Origin of the sequence: Chryseobacterium cucumeris, from assembly GCF_001593385.1 — a bacterium.
Taxonomy (GTDB): Bacteria; Bacteroidota; Bacteroidia; order Flavobacteriales; family Weeksellaceae; genus Chryseobacterium; species Chryseobacterium cucumeris.
Genome location: NZ_LUVZ01000047.1, coordinates 115,616 through 131,785 on the forward strand (window position 1 = coordinate 115,616; position 16,170 = coordinate 131,785).

Annotated in this window: 17 protein-coding genes; all 17 read right to left on the reverse strand. The window is 36.6% G+C overall.

The features are described 5' to 3' along the window. Positions 1-2: 2 nt before the first annotated feature. The 17 genes from A1704_RS23440 to A1704_RS23520 all read right to left on the reverse strand — a co-directional run bounded on the left by A1704_RS23440 (position 3) and on the right by A1704_RS23520 (position 16,053). Positions 3-470 (reverse strand): hypothetical protein, encoded by a 468-nt coding sequence (locus A1704_RS23440; RefSeq protein ID WP_062676405.1) that lies wholly within the window; start codon positions 468-470, stop codon positions 3-5. Between the two features lie 24 nt (positions 471-494). Next, entirely contained in the window at positions 495-1,082 is a 588-nt protein-coding gene (locus A1704_RS23445; RefSeq protein WP_062676406.1) for an HAD-IB family hydrolase, read from the reverse strand. A gap of 3 nt (positions 1,083-1,085) precedes the next feature. Then, entirely contained in the window at positions 1,086-1,811 is a 726-nt protein-coding gene (locus A1704_RS23450; RefSeq protein WP_062676407.1) for an SDR family NAD(P)-dependent oxidoreductase, read from the reverse strand. After that, positions 1,811-3,130: an FAD-binding oxidoreductase gene (locus A1704_RS23455; protein ID WP_062676408.1), complete on the reverse strand. Its 1,320-nt coding sequence runs from the start codon at positions 3,128-3,130 to the stop codon at positions 1,811-1,813. The genes A1704_RS23450 and A1704_RS23455 overlap by 1 nt, the downstream gene beginning before the upstream one ends. Then, a complete protein-coding gene (locus A1704_RS23460) occupies positions 3,127-4,014 on the reverse strand; it encodes a decaprenyl-phosphate phosphoribosyltransferase (RefSeq protein ID WP_062676409.1) in 888 nt (295 codons plus the stop codon). The genes A1704_RS23455 and A1704_RS23460 overlap by 4 nt, the downstream gene beginning before the upstream one ends. A gap of 107 nt (positions 4,015-4,121) precedes the next feature. Continuing rightward, positions 4,122-4,811 (reverse strand): OmpA family protein, encoded by a 690-nt coding sequence (locus A1704_RS23465; protein ID WP_062676410.1) that lies wholly within the window; start codon positions 4,809-4,811, stop codon positions 4,122-4,124. 26 nt (positions 4,812-4,837) lie between these two features. Beyond that, positions 4,838-5,329, reverse strand: coding sequence for a lipocalin family protein (locus A1704_RS23470; protein ID WP_047433063.1), 492 nt, complete (start codon positions 5,327-5,329; stop codon positions 4,838-4,840). A 124-nt stretch (positions 5,330-5,453) separates the two neighbouring features. Beyond that, entirely contained in the window at positions 5,454-7,136 is a 1,683-nt protein-coding gene (locus tag A1704_RS23475; protein WP_062676411.1) for a S8 family serine peptidase, read from the reverse strand. An 87-nt stretch (positions 7,137-7,223) separates the two neighbouring features. Next, entirely contained in the window at positions 7,224-7,841 is a 618-nt protein-coding gene (locus A1704_RS23480; protein WP_062676412.1) for a WbqC family protein, read from the reverse strand. 11 nt (positions 7,842-7,852) lie between these two features. Continuing rightward, a complete protein-coding gene (gene lepB / locus A1704_RS23485) occupies positions 7,853-8,527 on the reverse strand; it encodes a signal peptidase I (RefSeq protein WP_202967952.1) in 675 nt (224 codons plus the stop codon). Next, positions 8,527-10,170: a signal peptidase I gene (gene lepB, locus A1704_RS23490; RefSeq protein ID WP_062676414.1), complete on the reverse strand. Its 1,644-nt coding sequence runs from the start codon at positions 10,168-10,170 to the stop codon at positions 8,527-8,529. The genes lepB (A1704_RS23485) and lepB (A1704_RS23490) overlap by 1 nt, the downstream gene beginning before the upstream one ends. A 131-nt stretch (positions 10,171-10,301) precedes the next feature. After that, positions 10,302-11,003, reverse strand: coding sequence for a 4-hydroxy-tetrahydrodipicolinate reductase (dapB, locus tag A1704_RS23495; RefSeq protein ID WP_062676415.1), 702 nt, complete (start codon positions 11,001-11,003; stop codon positions 10,302-10,304). Positions 11,004-11,064: 61 nt separating this feature from the next. Then, positions 11,065-11,703, reverse strand: a complete 639-nt coding sequence (locus A1704_RS23500; protein WP_034697458.1) for a DUF5683 domain-containing protein — start codon at positions 11,701-11,703, stop codon at positions 11,065-11,067. Then, positions 11,704-12,594 carry a ParB/RepB/Spo0J family partition protein gene (locus A1704_RS23505; RefSeq protein WP_034697457.1) on the reverse strand — a complete coding sequence of 297 codons (891 nt, stop codon included), beginning with the start codon at positions 12,592-12,594 and terminating at the stop codon, positions 11,704-11,706. Positions 12,595-12,663: 69 nt separating this feature from the next. Beyond that, complete coding sequence (locus A1704_RS23510) at positions 12,664-13,437, reverse strand: ParA family protein (protein WP_002981269.1); 774 nt, start codon at positions 13,435-13,437, stop codon at positions 12,664-12,666. 164 nt (positions 13,438-13,601) lie between these two features. Then, positions 13,602-14,444: a hypothetical protein gene (locus tag A1704_RS23515; RefSeq protein WP_062676416.1), complete on the reverse strand. Its 843-nt coding sequence runs from the start codon at positions 14,442-14,444 to the stop codon at positions 13,602-13,604. Between the two features lie 322 nt (positions 14,445-14,766). After that, positions 14,767-16,053 (reverse strand): adenylosuccinate synthase, encoded by a 1,287-nt coding sequence (locus tag A1704_RS23520; RefSeq protein ID WP_062676417.1) that lies wholly within the window; start codon positions 16,051-16,053, stop codon positions 14,767-14,769. Positions 16,054-16,170 lie beyond the last annotated feature (117 nt).

Genomic DNA, 16,170 nt, shown 5'->3' on the forward strand with positions numbered 1-16,170 from the left:
TATTATTTTGAATATTTTAATTCTACAGAGGTAAATTTGTAATCTGTGGGAACAGTAAATATAAACCAAGGGCTTGAGATCACCTGAATTTCCATTCCACCGGAAGGTTCACCAGCCGGAACTTCTATATACAGAATCTGATTTTTCACAGATATACTTTTAATCTCCTCAATTTTGTGGCTACCAGATCTGAAGGTTCCCAAATTGTATAAAACAACTTTTTTATTTTTCGGAAACTGCGGATATTTGATATAAGATTCTTTTCCTATTTCTGAGATACCAAAACTTCCACTGATAATATTGCGGAAATCCTTTTCTTCCTTAATAATTCTAAAGCCAGGAGTATCTGCCCCTCCCTGGGATTCAGAGACAATAAGTTCAGCATTTCCCTGTCCAGGAGAAGACTTCTGAGATGAAGTGCTTGCACAGCTCATGAAAATTGCTGTACATGCGATTAACAGGCTTTTCATTTTTTACAATTTTATCTCCCAAAATTAGTGAAAAAATTGGTAATGTCCCTCATTTGCCCATTTCAACATTGGCCGATCTCCTGAAGTATCACCAAATGCAATAATTTTATCGTATTTAGAATCGTTGATTTCCTCTTTAATTCTTACCAGTTTTTCTTTCCCGTTACAGTTTTTTCCGACAAAATTTCCTGTGAAAACTCCGTTCTTAAACTCTGCCCGCGTAGAAACAAGCTCCATTTTCAGTTCATCAGCGAAAGGTTTCACCCAGATATCTAATGAAGCGGTTACCAATAAACTCTGTGTATTATTCCTATCGATATTTTTTATAAAGTCTAATGCATTTTCCCTCACTATTTTAGGATAATGCTGTTCAAAAAATTGTTTAGACTTTTGCTCTATTTTATCTTGGGTCTGTCCTTTTAAAATAGAACCTATAAAGCTTTTTTTCACTTTTTCTGTTTCAGCCAGTTTCAGCTTCAGCAGGATAAAAAGAGGTACATGTCTTAAAAATTGTATACGATATTTTGTAGAATCGTAAAATTTAAGATACATAAACATAGTATCTTTATACGTAAGGGTTCCGTCAAAATCAAAACAATACAATTTTTTCATTTTTTAAAGCTTTAATTTCTTGAATATAAACTCAGGGATATTCCTGATAATCATCATAATAATACTCCAAACCGGCAAAACATATGCCACATTCCTCTGCTTTTTGAAGGCTTTGTAAATACAGGAAGCAGCCTGTTTGGGAGTGGCTGTCAGTTTCGGATTTAAAGGCAGACCTTCTGTCATCTTAGTTTCCATAAACCCTGGTTTTATAGTAAGAACGTGTACTTTTTTATCAAAAAGATAGTTTCTCAAACCACTCAGATAAGCAGTAAAAGCTGCTTTTGCACTTCCATAGATAAAATTACTCTGCCTTCCCCGGTCTCCTGCCACAGATGAAAGCCCGATAATCGTTCCTGATCTTCTGCTTTCAAACTTATGGGCAAAATAATTCATCACAGGAACCAGTTTTGAATAATTGATATCAATGATACGTTCTGTATTTCTGTTATCATATAGTCCTTCCTCGGTTCCTTCCCCTAAATATCCTACGGCACAAAATAATACATTTGAATTGATATAATCAAATCTATTGTAATCAATTTCTTTTGTAAGATCCAGTTCAATAACTTCCGCCTGCTGCAGAAACTTTACATCAATGTGTCTCGCAAAACGCTCTGTAGTTTCTTTATTTGAGGTGAAAAGATAGATTTTTTCAAACTTTTCTCCTTCCTGAAGTGCTTTTTCCACAAAAGCCTGTGCCACTTCAGATGTACTTCCCAGAACTATCATTATGAATTGTTATTTATGATTCTTTTGTGCTGTAAAGACACAAATTTAGGATTTTGAATATTTTTCAGGTAACTGGTAAGTGACGATCTGCTCATGCTGTCTTTGGTAAGATAGATTCTTCCCCCAAACTCCTGAACAATCGCATCCAGCTGATCTACAAGTTTTTTCAGTTTTGAATTAACTTTAAAATCAAGAGCCAATGTATACCCTTCCACAGGGAATGAGTTGTAAGCCTGCGGATTGTTCTTTCCAAAAAGTTTTAAAACTGCCAGGAATGATCCGTTTCCGCTTTTGGCAATCGTTTCAAGGATTCTTTTCATTCCTTCTTTTCCAGTCTCTTTAGGAATGACCATCTGATACTGTATAAAACCGGACTTTCCATAAATCTTATTCCAATCTGTGATCGCATCCAAAGGATAGAAAAACGTCTCATAGTCGATAAAATTTTTCACTTCTTTTTTAGACTGTTTTTTATAGTACAACCAGTTGAATATTTTTACGGTAAGGGCATTCAGTACAAATCCCGGAAAATAAAAAGGAACTGTAGGCTGCAGTTTTTTCTTTAACCGTAAAGGCGTTTTAGAAAAACTTTGGGGAAGCTCATGCTGAAATGCATGCTCTCCTCTCATGAGAATACTTCTTCCGATATTTTTTCCTTTCTGAAGACAATCAATCCATGCAACAGTGTAGGTCCAGTTTTCACTTTCATCGAACAGCTTAAATATCTCATCAAGATTGTCTGCTTTTATACTTTCCTGACGGATGTATGCGGACTCTATATTTTTAAGTTTAAATTTCGCGGTAAGAATAATTCCTGTAAGTCCCATTCCACCGATGGTAGCCCAGAACTTCTCTGAGTTCTCTTCTCTGGAACAGGTAATAATTTCACCTTTCTCAGTCATTAGCTTAAACTCGATCACATATTCGGAAAAACATCCTTCTGCATGATGGTTTTTTCCATGAACATCGGAAGCGATAGCTCCTCCTACTGATACAAATTTTGTCCCTGGAGTAACGTATAAAAAGTATCCCTGTGGAACTGCTATTTCCAGTACATCTGAAAGCAACACTCCGGATTCACATTCTATGATCCCGTTCAAACGGTCAAAATTGATGAATTTATTTAATTTTTTAGTTGAAAATATAGATTCTCCCAACGAAGCATCGCCATAGCATCTCCCGTTTCCTCTCGCAATAACCTCGTTGTGACTGAGTACAAATTCTTTTATTCTTCCGAAACTGTCCTCAGATCTCATCTCCTTCTCCACTATTGGGAAATTTCCCCAGTTTGTAACTTTCTGTATGAAATTCGGTTTCATTTCTTAAAATAAATTTGAATTAAAAATGCCACTACCCAAAGTAATAAAGTAACCTGTATATAGCGGTCTCTGTAAACAATTTTTGTAGGAGATTCCGTTCTGTTATAAACCAGTGTCTGCTGAAGATATCTTAGCAACGCGAATACCACAAAAATCACAGTATAAAAAACTCTTTCGTGAAACCTTGCCTGAACTTCCGGAGAGAGTGTAAACATCAGATAGCAGACAATAGCCAGAGTAATAGAAATGGATAAAGCAATATCTGCAAACTGCACGTTATAGCCATCCAGTGCTTTTCTTGTTTTTCCTGAAACCTGGGCATTGATAAGCTCACCCCTTCTTTTTCCAATAGCCAGTACCAAAGCCAATACAAACGTCAGGAGAATCGCCCATTGTGATATACTGATTCCGGTGATATAACCTCCAGCCAGTACACGCAGTACAAACCCTATGGCAATAATAAAGATATCAATAATAGGAACATGCTTCAACCTGAAAGTATAGGCAAGATTCATCATCACATAGAATCCTACAATGGTCGCAAATTTCCAAAGATACTCGTGGAAATAGATCTGTGTAAAAAATACAAGAGCAATATCTGTAATGACCAAGCCTATAAGAATTCCTATCGCTTTTGATTTTGAAATAGCTCCACTCGCTAATGGTCTTCTTCTTTTTTCCGGGTGCTTTCTGTCTGCTTCAATATCATTGTAATCATTCAGGATATAGACAACACTTGCTGCAAGTGAAAATATAACAAATGCAAAAATGCTTTTGAGAAGCAGATCTATATTGGTAATATTACCTGAAAAGAACAGAGGGACAAATACAAAAAGGTTTTTCACCCATTGCTCCACACGGAGCAGTTTTAAATATTTCTTCATTTATGTTATTTCAAATACAAAAATAATAAATTCAAAATTTCTAGCATAAAAATACAAAAAAAACCGCCGGGGCGGTCTTTTACGAAAATATTTATATATTAAATTAACTATTGTCCTTGCTTGGCATCGTTAATCATTTTTTCATTGGCAGTAATAGCAAACTCCACTCTTCTGTTTTTAGCTCTTCCTTCATCGGTATCATTACTTGCTACAGGCATTGCTTCACCTTCACCTTTTGTAAACATTCTGCTTGATGCAATTCCTTTTCCGGATAAATATGCTTTCACAGCGTCTGCTCTTCTTTGAGAAAGTTTAAGGTTATAATCATCAGAACCTTTGCTGTCTGTGTGACCATAGATATTGATATTGGTATCTGGGTTATTAGCCAATACTTCTGCTAATTTATCAAGGTTTGTCTGTGCTACAGAAGTAAGGTTTGAAGAATCAAATGCAAAGTTAACAATACTTTCATTCATGGTTACTTTAATACCATCTCCTACCCTTTCTACCTGAGCTCCTGGTAAAGTTTCTTTAATATCTTTAGCCTGCTTATCCATTTTGTTACCGATAACGTTACCTGCAACACCACCGATAATACCTCCTAATACAGCTCCGATAGCTCCATTTCCACCTTTACCTACATTGTTACCAAGGATACCTCCAAGTACTGCTCCTGAAGCAACACCTACTGCTGTACCTCTTTGTTGATGATTTGAATTCTGAACCGCTTCACAGCTTGTCAATAATAATGCTGATGACAAGAAAAGGGCTCCTACGTATGTTTTTGTAAATTTCATTTTTTTTGATCTTTTATGTTGATAAATTATTTCATTCCTGTTCTCTGGAAGTTGTAAACTACTTTTACATTACCTCCTTCAAAAGGAACATCCTGCTCCAGTGAAAACTGATCTGTACTCTGATTGATCATGGTAAGGCTGTAACCAGCTGTATTCTGTTTTGCTTTTGTACCTGAAGCAATTTTTTTAAACATAAACGTATTACCGCCTTTTACTTCAAATTTGATAGGCTGTGTAATTGCCGGGCAATCTCCACCACCGTTTAAAGTATACGCTCCTGTCCAGTTATTAGGAATCAATCTCCAGTGACTTCCTACGAAGCACTGTGCGTCTGCACCTTCGTCAAAAGGTTTAATTTTATAACCTTTATCATAATCTATGCTCACAATCTGCCAGTCTCCTTTCATTTTAAGGAAGTCGGCTCTTTGATTTTGAGATGTAGCTGCTTTGTTAACAGAGGAACACGAAACTGCAAAAAGTGATGTTCCCAACATCCCTGCAAGTAGTAACTTTTTCATTTTGTTGTTTATTATTTTGTTACTATAAAGTTACAAAAAACCGTGCCAAAATTTAAAATAAAAAATAAAAAGTCCGAAAAAATTCGGACTCTTTATGGTTTCTCCTTAAACAGAGGGAGATAAATTATTTTTTAACAGCCTTTTTTACGGATTTCGAAGGCTTGGCAGTGCCTGAAGGTTTCCCTTTGTAGAAATTCGTATATGCATATTCTGCTGCTTTTTTAAGGTCGATAACTCCACCAGCCTGAGATTGGTCTCCAAACCCATCTGCTGTACTTGGATTGCTGCTTTTCACAAGGGCTTCGATAATCTGGTAAGGTTTCAGATCAGGCATATAAGCCAGTAAAACGGCTGCTCCTCCGGCAACGACAGGCGATGCCATAGAAGTCCCCTGAAGGTATTTATATTCGTTTTTAGGAACGGTAGAATAGATTTCTTCTCCCGGGGCAAAAACGTTTACCATCTTTTTATTGTAATTAGAAAAATCCGCTCTCAGGGCATTGTTTTTATTGGTACTTGCTCCCACTACAAGAACGTTGCTTACAAACGGTTTTTCGTCTGTAACATTTTTAAAGTTAGTAGGATATGCCAGATGTTCTGCTACATCTTCATTTTCGTTACCTGCAGCCTTTACTAAAAGAACTCCTTTATCTTCAGCATATTTAAAAGCATCCCAAACTACATTTTTACCAGGAGAAACAGGTTTTCCAAAGCTCATATTTAATACTTTCGCACCGTTATCTACTGCATATCTGATAGCATTCGCAACGTCTTTATCTCTTTCATCACCATTAGGAACTGTTCTTACAGACATGATCTTCGCTACTTTGGAAGCGACTCCGTACTGAACTTCTTTTCCTTGTGGAAGCCCTGCAATAATACCTGCTACGTGGGTTCCATGTTCTGCATCCGGTCCTTCATAATGATTATTTCCGTAGATTTTTTCAGAATAGTCATCATAGTTGTCCCCTACAATTTCTTTTCTCGGATCGTATGAAAGGTCATATTGTTTTGCCGCAGGAGCAAAATGATCGATAGCTTCTTTCATTTCGTCCTTCATCTTTTTTTCAAATTCAGCTGCTGATTTTCCTTTGAATTCCGGGCTTTGTGAAATCTGGCCTAAAAAATCCAGGGCAATCGCGTCTCTCTGATCCGTTGGAGCTTTGATTGCAGCAATAGTTTCAGCGGTTACAGGCTTACCTCCTAACAGCTTTACCATATTAGGAATCAGCTCGTTCAACATTGAATAGGTCTGGAAGTTTTGTTTTGCCTCAACACTTTTTTTATTGAACATATCTTTGGCTTTCATGTACATCTCAAACTCATCCTTCATTTTAGCCTGGTTGGCTTTATTTTTTGTGGAATCATCTCCTTCGAAAATAGGCTTATATTTGGCAACAACTCTTGTTACTTCCATATTATCGATATCAATATCACCGTTTTTACCTCCTATGAAATTCCATCCGTGTACATCATCAATATATCCGTTTCCATCATCATCTTTACCATTTCCGGGAACTTCATTAGGGTTTGACCATAGGTTCTTTACCAATCCGGGATGATCTACCTGTACTCCACTGTCTAACACTCCCACCACTACGGTTTTCGGCTTCAGTCCTTTAGATTCCAAGTATTTATAAGCATTTGCTGTATTTACTCCATATACTTTCGAAGTTGCAAAATCTTTATGATACCATGTCATCAGATCTTTATCTTCGTTGGGATCAATACTTTTAGCTTTAGATTCCTGTGCAAAAGAGAAACTAAAACCTGCTAAAAAAACTGCAGCTAATAATACCTTTTTCATATGTTGATATTTAATTTTTTAAAGACATATTCCAATCGCCACCTTCATGTTTTCTATCCTGAAAATTTCATCAAAAGCGATTGTATGCTAATATGATTGTTTTATATTTTTTATATACACCAATGATTCCGGGCCTTTATTACAAATAAGGTCAAGAACCGAAAGATCTTCCAAAAATCCTAATTTATCAGAAAATGTCTGGTAATATTCTTCCATCTGAAACTCTGAAGGAAGCTTTGCCGAAAACTTTTCTCTGAAATTAATACTCTCCGGATTTTTGATATATTCTTCATTCAAAGAGTGTGCCTTTTCTGTTTTCAGTATCTGTTGGATCACTTCTATCCCTTTAAGGTTAAAATCCAAAAGGAATTTTTCTTTAAGGTCAAATATTTTTCTGAACTTATCTTCATAGTATTCGAAATAAGGAGAGCTCTGGTATGCTGTTTTGATTGATTTCCAGTGCAGGGTTCTCCAGTCTTCACGGTAAGAGATTTCAACATCTTTGAATTCTCTTTTTCCGTTATGGTTAATAGGAATTATTAATGACAATTTTCCGTTGGCACCATAAATATTGGCTCTGTTTCTATACGTCTGTTTTGGGAAATTTTCAAACTGTTCAAATACAATTTCATTCTCAGGATTCAAAAACACTGAGAACCAAGAGATTGGAGGCATATAAAATGCCGGTAATAAAATATTTTGCATAATAATATAATCTAGTTTTTAGGATAAAACACTCTTCCTACAGCATCTTTCTCGTCAACAAAGCCTAAATAACGGGAATCTAAGCTTGCGTTACGATTATCTCCTAAAAAGAATAATTTTCCACTTGGAACTCTTACCGGACCAAAATTATCGGCACTCCAGTCTTTATGATAAATTTTACGAATGTCCTGATTGGTATTCGGGTTTATAAACCTTTCATGAAAAAAATTATCATTAAGCTCTTTATCGCTTAATTGAGTGATGAAATAATTGTCATCAATCTGAAAGATTTCACTTTCTTCAGTACCTTTGGATAGAAGATCATTTACATACCCTCTGTCTATTTTGTAAGAATGTTTCACATTAAATTCATCTATCAATATACCATTAACATATAAATCACCATTCTCAATTAAAATCACATCATTTTCAGTTCCTATTAATCTTTGTACATAGGCACCTTGGGGATAATCTAAATTATTTTGATTGTAAGCAATCATTTTAAACTTTTCATAAGGAAGGATATTGGTCATAAAAATAAATGACTTTCTTTTGATCGTAGGTTCATTACCTGCCAAGGGTACAAAAGCATATTGCAAAACCCCAGAGAGTTTTGCAATAATAAAAAGAGTTACAATAAAGCTGCCTGTTAAAAGGACTCTATTAAATATTTTACTTTTAAACACTATTCTTCAGTTTTTTTCTTTCTGAATAATTTCATGAAATAATCCCATCCGAAGAATAAAATCAGGATCATCGCTGCAATCCACCAGTAAGAAGTTTTATTGGCTTCTCCTGTATTGGTAGCTTTGAACATTCTTTCCCAACGGATTTTAAATGGTGCCTGATAAGTAGAGCTGCTGTCCGAGAATGCACCCTGAAGACTCATCCATGTAAACATTGGTTTTCCAACAATATTTTCTTCCGGAACGAAACCAAAGAATCTTGCATCTAATGAAGCATCACGGTTGTCACCAATCATCATATAATAATCCTGCTGAATAGTATACTGATTCGCTTCCTTACCATTAATGAAGATCTTTCCGTTCTTTTTCTCCAAGCTGTTGTGTTCATATTCAGAAATAATCCACTGGTACATTGGCAGTGTTTCCTGATTGATCACTACTACATCTCCTTTTTTAGGAATTCTAACCGGGCCGTACCAATCCTGATTCCAAGGTTTATTGATTGGGAAAATAGATTGTGTCGTATCGATTTTAGTTTTAGCTTCGTCTCTGTAATATACTGCTGCTTCTCCTTTTGGTGAAACTTCTTCCTTCATATCAATAACGTGAGGAAGTTCTTTAATTTCTTTAGCCGTTTTATCCGTTAAACCCTGAAATCCATAAAGGAAACCTCCGTTATTCTGCTGCACTTCCTGAACCGGTAAGAATCCATAAGCTTTATATAAAGTAGGGATGTCTAATTGAGCATCCGTCGTTACAAGGTATCTGTGCTGTACTTCCTGATCTCCTAAAACAGTTTCCGGTTTTCCGTTAACGAAAAGTCTTCCGGCTCTCATTTCAAAAGTATCTCCTGCTGTAGCCACACATCTTTTTACGTAAGGGTCTTTTCTGTCAATAGCAGTATGTACTGAATCCTGAGGATAGTTGAAAACAACTACATCATTTTTCTGTGGTTTATTGAATTGTAAAATTCTTGTATAAGGAAGCTTTACTCCATCTACATAAGATTTAGGATCATCTTTAGGATTTCCTTTCTGGCCTGTATCCATAATAGTTCCCTGAAGGAAAGGTATTGCTACCGGACGCATTGGAAGCCTGTAACCATAACTCCATTTGTTTACGAAAAGGAAGTCACCTACCAATAAAGTTCTTTCCATAGATCCTGTAGGAATCCCGAAAGGCTGTGTTACAAAAACGTGAATAATGGTAGCAAAGACTACGGCAAAGGTAATAGAACCAATGAATGTATCTTTCTTCTTATCATTTTTCTCTTCATCCGTAAGAAACAGATCGTTTGCATTTTCATCTTCTAACTCTACATCTTTAGAATAGTTGATGACCGCCATATAAATAAACGGCAGAATCACGGTAAGAATCTGATCTTTGAAAAGTGTTTTGCCGAACTTCTTCACTAAGTAAAGGTGGAAAACCGACATCATGATTGGTCCTACTATCGGAAGATAAGAAAGGATTGCCCACCATTTCGGATGTTTTGTTTCTTTAAGAATAATGAAATAGTTGTAGAAAGGGATAAAAGCAAATAAAGGGCTATATCCCATTTTTTTGAACAGTTTCCAAGATGAAATCCCCATCAACACGGATAGTATGATGACATATACTGTATAAGTTAAAAAATAATTCATAAATTTTTGTGCCTATTCTTATGATATAAAGATAAATGATGAGTAATAAATGATAAAAGCAGTCCGCTGTTACAATTCACTATTCATCATTTTCTGCTTATTGGTCTGCAATTTACAGAATTTGTTACAAATTAAAGCCCCAAAACGTCTTTCATTGCGAAGTTTCCTTTTTTATCTTTAATCCACTCGGCAGCGACTACCGCTCCCAGCGCAAAACCGTTTCTGTTGAAAGCGGTATGCTTGATCTCGATTTCGTCTACTTCGCTTCTATAATATACGCTGTGTGTTCCAGGAACTTCGTCTTCGCGTACCGCAAAAATTCCCAGCTGCTTGCCTTCTGTTTCTTCCAGTTTCCATGCATCGAATTTCGGGTTGTTTTGAATGATTCCTTCTGCTATGGAAATGGCTGTTCCACTTGGAGCATCTTTCTTGTGGATGTGGTGAATTTCTTCCAGCTGGCAAGAGTATTCATCTACGTTCTTCATCAGGTCCGCAAGCTTTTCGTTGAGAGCAAAGAATAAATTCACGCCTAAACTAAAGTTAGAACCATATAGGAAAGCAGTATCATTATCTATCGCTAATTTTTCAATTTCAGCTTTTTGGTCAAGCCATCCTGTTGTTCCGCAGATCACCGGAATTTTATTTTCAAGACAAGCTTTGATGTTTTCAAATGCTACTTCCGGCAGTGAAAATTCAATCACAACATCCGGATTATTAAGATTCTCAGCAGTTGGGGTTTCCTTCAGACGGGCAACTACTTCATGACCTCTCTTCTGTGCGATCTCATCAATGATCTTACCCATTTTACCGTAACCGACTAATGCTATTTTCATATAATCTTTTTATTTTTTAATCTGCATCTGATCCTCAGAACTTCTGCAGGTGTATTGTCTTTTAAAATCTGTAACTTAAACTGAATCCTGTTTTTGGTGCGCTGTAGCCATACTGATCCTGAATAACCGATGGTTTAAAAACCAAATCCGGATCATGGCGGCTTTCGTAAAGGTGTGCATCTACTACAGCATCTACAATATTCAGGATATAGATCAACCCTGTAATGGCGATGGCATAATCCCTTTGTCTTTTGGCTCTGTCCTGTGCGTTACCTAAAGCTTTTTTGTCCAGCCACGGGTGACTGTCTACAAATTCATTAGGAGTTCCATTCAGTTTTGCCACGTAATACTCACGGTATTTTTTGTATTGATTATCATTCCATACGGCAATACCAACCCCAGCACCTACGGCTCCCCAGACAATGGGAATTTTCCAGTACTTTTTGTTATAAAACTGTCCTAATCCAGGTAAAACTGCGGAATATAATCCCGCTCTGGTAGGGTTTAGCTTTATGGTTTTTGCTGTGGGACCGTTCGCTTTTTCAAGATCTTCAATAATCTTTGCTTCTGTTTTGCTTGGTTTTACCACACGAGGTTCTTCTTTCGGAAGAGTCTGCATCCGAACGGTATCTATAGGTTTTACTTGTGAGTAAGCCATTGCAGCGATACACAAGAAAAATGTGAAAAATATTTTCTTCATTTATTTAATATGGGATAAAATATATTCCAGCTCTTCTTCATTTTTGAAGTCCAGAACAATTTTACCTTTTTTACCATTTCCAGAAGATTTGATCTCTACTTTTACGTCTAAGATATCTGCTATGGTCTTCTGGGCTTTTTTATAGTTATTGGAAAGCTCCACTTTTGCTTTTTTGGCAGCAGGAGACTTCGGGTTCTTCAATGCAGCAGCAGCCTGTTCAGCCTGACGAACGTTTAATTTTTCTTTGATAATAAGATCAAATAAAACCTGCTGATCTTCTTCACTCTCAAGACTGATAATTGCTCTTCCGTGTCCTGCAGAAATCTCACCGCTTCTGATAGCATTCTGAATATCCGGATTTAATCTTAACAGTCTGATAGAATTGGTAATCGTACTTCTGTCCTTTCCTATTCTCTGGCTCAGGTTTTCCTGAGTAAGACCGATTTCTTCAAGAAGCCTGTGATAAGTCAGGGCAATTTCGATAGCATCCAGGTCTTCTCTCTGGATATTTTCAACAAGAGCCATCTCAAGAAGCTCCTGGTCATTTACTAAACGGATATAGGCAGGAATAGTTGTTAACCCTGCAATTTTAGTTGCCCTGTAACGTCTTTCCCCGGAAATGATTTCAAACTTTTCACCGTCTTTTCTAAGGGTAATCGGCTGGATTACGCCTAAGTTTTTAATGGACTGTGCAAGTTCGTTTAATGCTTTTTCATCAAAATAAGTTCTCGGCTGCGTTGGGTTCGGATAGATATCTTCAAGCGCAACTTCCACAATATTTCCCACAAACTTATCTGCTCCTTCATCAGTAGCGGAATTGATAGTTGCTTTGGATTCTGCACTTAAAATGGCGCCCAAGCCGCGTCCCATAGCTCTTTTTTTGTCCTTCATAGATATAATTGATAAATGATGTTTGAAAAGTGATGTCTAGCACTCACTTGTTGGCCATTTATTATTAATTTAATTCTTTATTAAGTTTTCATTCTTCAAAAGAACTTCTTCAGCTAACTGAATATACTGAACAGCTCCCTTACTTTCTGCATCATAATTCAGGATACTTTCTCCAAAACTTGGTGCTTCACTCAATCTTACGTTTCTACTGATAATGGTTTCAAAAACCATTTCAGGGAAATGTAAATTTACTTCTTCCACAACCTGATTGGATAATCTCAATCGGCTGTCATACATGGTTAAAAGAAGACCTTCTATTCCAAGATCTTTATTGTGAATTTTCTGAACATTTTTAACGGTATTCAACAATTTACCAAGCCCTTCTAATGCAAAATACTCACACTGGATTGGAATGATTACAGAGTCTGCAGCTGTAAGCGCATTGACGGTAATAAGACCTAAACTCGGTGCACAGTCGATGATAATATAATCATAATCATCTCTTACACTTGCCAGCGCTTTTTTCAGCATATACTCACGATCTTCCTTGTCTACCAATTCAATTTCCGCTGCTACCAGATCGATATGTGACGGAATAATATCCAGGTTCGGAGTTGCAGTTCTCTTGATACAAACTCTTGTATCTGCACTGTGCTCCAGAAGATTATAGGTAGAATACTGAACATCCTCAACACCCAGACCGGATGTTGCATTCGCCTGAGGGTCAGCATCAATGATTAATATTCTTTTTTCCAATACTCCTAATGCTGCTGCCAAATTTACAGCGGTGGTAGTTTTACCAACACCTCCTTTTTGATTAGCAATACCTATGATTTTTGCCATTATTAGAACTTTAAGTTTCAAAAATACACTTTTTTCTTTGCTCTCGGTGAGTGGGGAAAATCAAAATTGAGTTAAAATATTGTTAATAAGCAATTTAACGATAAAAAAAATTATCCACAAAAAAAAATCTTTGTGGATAACTATTTGAAATTTACTTTTCCGTATTAATTCTCAAATTTCATGGAGATAGGAAATTTGAAATAACTTCTTACGTATTCTCCTTTTTTGTTTTTGGCAGGGATCCATTTTCCTTTATTGGAAATCATTTTAATTGTTCTCATTGCCTCATTATTAAAATCGGCGTTGGTTCCGTTAGCTTTTACCCCTGAGATCGTTCCGTCCATTTCTACAATAAAGGTAACTGTCGTCTTTACAACATCTTCTGATTCAAATCCTGAACCATCGAAGCTGTTCATTACTTTATTTCTGAAGGAGTCTATTCCTCCTGCAAAACTAGCTTCTACACTAGGATCCTTATCAATAATTGTAGGATCTGTCTTTTCCACTACCGGATCAGCCTTTACAGCGGGTGGCCCATCTCCTCCGATAACACGTGGAACAATTGGAATATAGGTTGTATTTGGTACTTCTTTGCCTTCCGATGTTTCTGTGCTTGCTACTGCATTCGTTTTATCTACAACTTGTTTTTCATTGGTAACAATTGCTTTAGGCTCTGGCAATCTTTCATCGTATGTTTTTACTGCGGGAGCTGGCGGCGTTGGTTTTACAATTTGTACCGGCGGATCTTTCGGTTTTTCTATCTCCTGAATTTCAACAACTCTCGGAAGTTCATATACCGTTCCTACAGGCTCGTCCACAGGTTTCATTGCAGAAATCACAAACGGTGTAATGGATACTGCAGCCATTAAACTTGCTCCGATAAAAAGCGCTTTGGTTAATATTCTATCTGATTCGTTTCTTAATACATAGGCACCATAGTCTTTATTGCGGTGCTCGAACAGGACCTCGTTGAACCGAAATTCCTGGTTTTGGTTATGTTGTTTCATCACTACTACTATTTAAACTGTTAAAAATTTTGATTATTAGTTTTATTATTCTTATCGATAAGTAGTGTTTCAATATCAAAACATCTGCCAAAATTTTATCAAAACAACATAATATTAGAAAATTTTATGATAAAGTTTAAATTTTAACATTTACAAGTAAAAAGTTTATAGAAGAAAAAGGAGTTATTTCTTCTCAAGTAAATGAGGAATAAACTTAATGACCTCTTACCCACATCAAGGTTTAAAAACTTGACAAGGCTCATAAAAACAAAAAAAGAGACCATCAATGATGATCTCTTTTTATTGTATGTTCTAAGAAATATTAGAATAATTCTTTTCTGATGATGTTCTGACTTCTTTCAGGACCTACAGAAACTAAGTATACGTTGATTCCTAAGTATTTCTCAATAAACTCGATGTATTTTTGCGCAGTATCAGGAAGTTCATCATAGCTTCTTGCTTTGGTAATATCTTCGCTCCAGCCTGGTAAATCCTGGTAAATTGGCTCGTAGTTGTATAGCTTTTCTGTTGACGAAGTGAAATAATCGATGATTTTTCCGTCTTCAGTTTTGTAATGGGTTACAACTTTCAGGTTCTCAATTCCTGTAAGAACGTCAAGCTTAGTGATCACAAGGTTGTTGATTCCGTTGATCATACAAGCATGCTTTAAGGAAACAAGGTCTAACCAACCTGTTCTTCTTGGTCTACCTGTAGTTGCTCCGAATTCACCCCCGATCTGTCTGATTTTTTCACCCAGTTCGTTATCCAGTTCAGAAGGGAAAGGTCCGTTTCCTACTCTTGTACAGTAAGCTTTTGCTACCCCGATAAGGTTCTGAAGTGAAGTTGGCGGAACACCTGCTCCTGAACAAACACCTCCTGTAGATGGAGAAGATGAAGTTACGTATGGATAAGTACCGAAGTCAATATCAAGCATTAATGCCTGTGCTCCTTCGAATAAAACGTTTTTACCGTCTCTGATTGCTTCGTTCAGTTCCAGTTCAGTATCAACAATTCTGTCCTGAAGCTGTTTTCCGATTGCTAAATATTCGTTGTAGATTTCTTCAACGTCTAACGTTGGTTTTCCGTAATATTTTTCAAAAAGAGAGTTCTTAACCTTTAAGTTTTTCTCAATTTTATCTCTTAAAATCTCAGGATTTAAAAGGTCTACCATTCTGATCCCGACTCTTGCAATTTTATCTTCATAACAAGGTCCGATTCCTTTTTTGGTAGTTCCGATCTGAGTTCCTCCGTGTTCCTCTTCACGATAAGTATCCAAAAGGATGTGGTAAGGCATGATGACATGCGCTCTTCTGCTGATAAAGATGTGATCTGTTCTCAAGCCTTTGCTCTCGATCTGACCAACTTCTTTAATGAAAGACTTAGGGTTTACCACTACTCCGTTCGCAATGATACATTTCCCTTTGCATTGAAGAACTCCTGAAGGAAGAAGGTGTAGAACGAATTTCTCATCACCCACATAAACCGTGTGACCAGCGTTGTCTCCACCCTGGAAACGTACTACATAGTCCGATTTTGCTGATAAAACATCCGTGATTTTTCCTTTGCCTTCATCTCCGTACTGAAGACCTACAACTACATAAGTTGACATATTTTACTTTTGTTTTTAGATTCGTGCAAAATTACTCTGAAAAAAAATGACGACCAAATTATAGAGGATATTTATTTTGAGTTGGGGTGAAAATCATGAGGTTGAATATTACTTCAT

What these genes read in the sequence shown, in the direction of transcription:
- A1704_RS23455 (WP_062676408.1), bottom strand. Translation starts at nt 3,130, where the DNA reads ATGAAACCGAATTTCATACAGAAAGTTACAAACTGGGGAAATTTCCCA.
- A1704_RS23505 (WP_034697457.1), bottom strand. Translation starts at nt 12,594, where the DNA reads ATGAAGGACAAAAAAAGAGCTATGGGACGCGGCTTGGGCGCCATTTTA.
- dapB (WP_062676415.1), bottom strand. Translation starts at nt 11,003, where the DNA reads ATGAAAATAGCATTAGTCGGTTACGGTAAAATGGGTAAGATCATTGAT.
- A1704_RS23440 (WP_062676405.1), bottom strand. Translation starts at nt 470, where the DNA reads ATGAAAAGCCTGTTAATCGCATGTACAGCAATTTTCATGAGCTGTGCA.
- A1704_RS23475 (WP_062676411.1), bottom strand. Translation starts at nt 7,136, where the DNA reads ATGAAAAAGGTATTATTAGCTGCAGTTTTTTTAGCAGGTTTTAGTTTC.
- A1704_RS23450 (WP_062676407.1), bottom strand. Translation starts at nt 1,811, where the DNA reads ATGATAGTTCTGGGAAGTACATCTGAAGTGGCACAGGCTTTTGTGGAA.
- A1704_RS23465 (WP_062676410.1), bottom strand. Translation starts at nt 4,811, where the DNA reads ATGAAATTTACAAAAACATACGTAGGAGCCCTTTTCTTGTCATCAGCA.
- A1704_RS23445 (WP_062676406.1), bottom strand. Translation starts at nt 1,082, where the DNA reads ATGAAAAAATTGTATTGTTTTGATTTTGACGGAACCCTTACGTATAAA.
- A1704_RS23480 (WP_062676412.1), bottom strand. Translation starts at nt 7,841, where the DNA reads ATGCAAAATATTTTATTACCGGCATTTTATATGCCTCCAATCTCTTGG.
- A1704_RS23510 (WP_002981269.1), bottom strand. Translation starts at nt 13,437, where the DNA reads ATGGCAAAAATCATAGGTATTGCTAATCAAAAAGGAGGTGTTGGTAAA.
- A1704_RS23470 (WP_047433063.1), bottom strand. Translation starts at nt 5,329, where the DNA reads ATGAAAAAGTTACTACTTGCAGGGATGTTGGGAACATCACTTTTTGCA.
- A1704_RS23500 (WP_034697458.1), bottom strand. Translation starts at nt 11,703, where the DNA reads ATGAAGAAAATATTTTTCACATTTTTCTTGTGTATCGCTGCAATGGCT.
- A1704_RS23515 (WP_062676416.1), bottom strand. Translation starts at nt 14,444, where the DNA reads ATGAAACAACATAACCAAAACCAGGAATTTCGGTTCAACGAGGTCCTG.
- A1704_RS23520 (WP_062676417.1), bottom strand. Translation starts at nt 16,053, where the DNA reads ATGTCAACTTATGTAGTTGTAGGTCTTCAGTACGGAGATGAAGGCAAA.
- lepB (WP_062676414.1), bottom strand. Translation starts at nt 10,170, where the DNA reads ATGAATTATTTTTTAACTTATACAGTATATGTCATCATACTATCCGTG.
- A1704_RS23460 (WP_062676409.1), bottom strand. Translation starts at nt 4,014, where the DNA reads ATGAAGAAATATTTAAAACTGCTCCGTGTGGAGCAATGGGTGAAAAAC.